The 2,497-nt window shown below is 42.9% G+C and carries 2 protein-coding genes; both read right to left on the minus strand.

The window, feature by feature from the left end:
• Positions 1 to 286: hypothetical protein (locus K8R76_08430; protein MCD4848202.1), on the minus strand; the 286-nt coding region annotated here is incomplete at its 3' end.
• Between the two features lie 334 nt (positions 287 to 620).
• Positions 621 to 2,273: a T9SS type A sorting domain-containing protein gene (locus K8R76_08435; GenBank protein MCD4848203.1), complete on the minus strand. Its 1,653-nt coding sequence runs from the start codon at positions 2,271 to 2,273 to the stop codon at positions 621 to 623.
• Positions 2,274 to 2,497 lie beyond the last annotated feature (224 nt).

The raw sequence follows: 2,497 nt of genomic DNA on the forward strand, positions 1-2,497 counted from the left end.
CGCTGATGCCGGATGTTATCAGAGAAAGCCTTTTATTCAATTTCTCCATTAAAAATTCCGGGTCGACAGGTTCGTATATCTTCTGAGTGGACTGCAGTAAAGTACATGCGCCTTTTTTTTCAAGTGATGTCAGGAGGTCATAGACTTTTGTTCTTTTCAAACCAGATATCTTTGCGACCTCTGCTGGGGTACAATTCTTCTTTTTAAGTAATGCCAGATAGACCTTAACCTCACCAGGCACTAAATCTATATAGCTGAATATTTCATCCAGTTGTTTGAGATTCAAAGGAATACTCTCATTTCTTCTTATGTTGTCCCCTGCGGGACGACAATGATTCTGATTTACTCAGATGTCAAGCCTTACTTTCCCGAAGTGGATTATTGATTATATCATTCCGGGTTCGTATGACTACAGTTCTCAGGAAGTCAGATACTGTTCGATATTTGTAACGGTACGATGGTACTGCTGAGGTTTTAGTTGTATTCTGATTTGCTGCATCTGAGGAAGAGCTTGCTTTCAGGACTTCAATCAAGATTGACGGGAACACGAAAGAGGTTCATGTCCCGAATCTGAACTCTGCTCCTGCATTGAATAAATCAGTGCAGGAGCAAAATCTATGTTATCTCAGTACGGTACACATCCTTGTTTCGGTAGTATTCCCGGTTGTGATGCGATAGAAGTAAATACCCGAATGCATTTCACCTGTATCCCACAGAACAGAATGATTTCCTTCCTGCTGTATTTCTCCGTCAACGAGAGTTTCCACAAGTTTTCCGCTGATGTCATAAACTGCTAATGAAACCGAACCTGTTTCCGAAAGAGTATATGAAATTGCTGTATGAAGACTTATGGGATTGGGACTGTTCTGATTGAGGATCACATCTGTAAGCATCCCTGATGTTGACTGTTCTTCTAAGGAAGTGGTTGGTTTCTCCCGTGACATTATATAGAAATCAGCACAACTGCTTGCGTTTAGATAACTTGAAGCCAGTGAAAGATATGGTGAGTCGTCCAGATTGGATGTAATTACAGGATATCTGTGATCGTAATCACTTCCGCTGGTTATTTCCTCGACGACGTTCCAGGTCTGACCCCTGTTCGTTGTTTTCCATCTCTGTATTTCACGTTTTGCTGTTCCGTAGTACTCGATGTAAATGTCAAATTCTTCATCCGTAATACAATGCAATCCATATATCCACATGAATTCGCCGTTATGGGGTATTACTACTTTCTTCCACTCATTGTCTTCCCAGTAGCGCAGATACCAGTCACAAGGATCGGGGCTGTTTCGCCACGTTTCGCCATTGGTAAAGTAGATGTCACCTGACGGTGAAAAACATCCCGAGCCTAGAGAGGTTATTTCGTTGTTTCCCGGAAGGTGCTGCACAAGGCAGTGGCTATCCATCTCATCACAGGTGAGAGGTCCATCCGTGATGATATTCTTTGTGAAAGAACCATCTATATTTGTCCAGTTCTCGCCGTCTTCACTGTTCAGATAATAGCAATCCGGATAACCGTAACCTGGATCGCGATCACACCGGTTTACCGCGAGATGAATTCCGTCAGTGTCGCTCTGTGTAATTCTTCCATGATATGCCCAGTAGTTTCGTGCGGTTCCAAAGTTCACAACGATGTTTCCGGCATCCCATGTCAGACCGTTATCTGTGGATTTGAACAGCATTATCCGGTAATGATTGTAATAAGAATCGCTTCCATACCTTGATGACACAAAAAGATCACCATTCGCTGTTTTCCAGATCTTGGGATAGCAGTTGCCTGATCCAGTTTGGTGTACCAGAGTGAAACCAGCTGAAGGATCTTCAGGATTTACCGAACGCTTGATCTGATACTCCGAGTTATGACCACTGCCGCCGGTATTCCATAGCTTTTCATGAATCACAATTATGTGGCCGTCATCAGCAACTATTACGGCTCCATGGGCATGGCAATCTGTTGCTCCGGGTGTTCCGGGGCCTACACCGTATGACTCGGAAAGCTCTTCGGTATCATGATCGTAATAAAGAACCATATTTTCGATGGAATATCCTGTCCCGCCCCGCTGCATCCACAGGAAATATGTTCTGTTGTGAGTTCCGGAATAGTAATAGATCTGAGGACCGAAATTGCTGGCTGTTATTACCTGCGGATTGTGTCCTCTCGATTCGGTTGGATAATAATAACCGTCCGAAATATCGATACTCCAGGCAATACCTGAGAGAGTCATCAATACTGCTATTGTCATCGCACCGTGAAATATTCTCGCACTCTTCATTTTCTTCCTCCCTTAAAATAATAGCTAAGCTTTTAGCAGATCAAATTATTAATATTCTCTTTCTATCTCAGTATCATGTGTTTTCCGCAGTAATTGATTCCTTGTATTTTTCTCTGAACTCCTCAACACTCATTGACTGTAACCAGTACATTTCGAACAGTTCTTTCAGTGCGTTTATTATGCTGGATCGCTGAATTATCACGGCAGTGAAGCTTTCCTGTGAT

This window comes from Candidatus Aegiribacteria sp., from assembly GCA_021108435.1.
Classification (GTDB): Bacteria; Fermentibacterota; Fermentibacteria; order Fermentibacterales; family JCC-6; genus Aegiribacteria.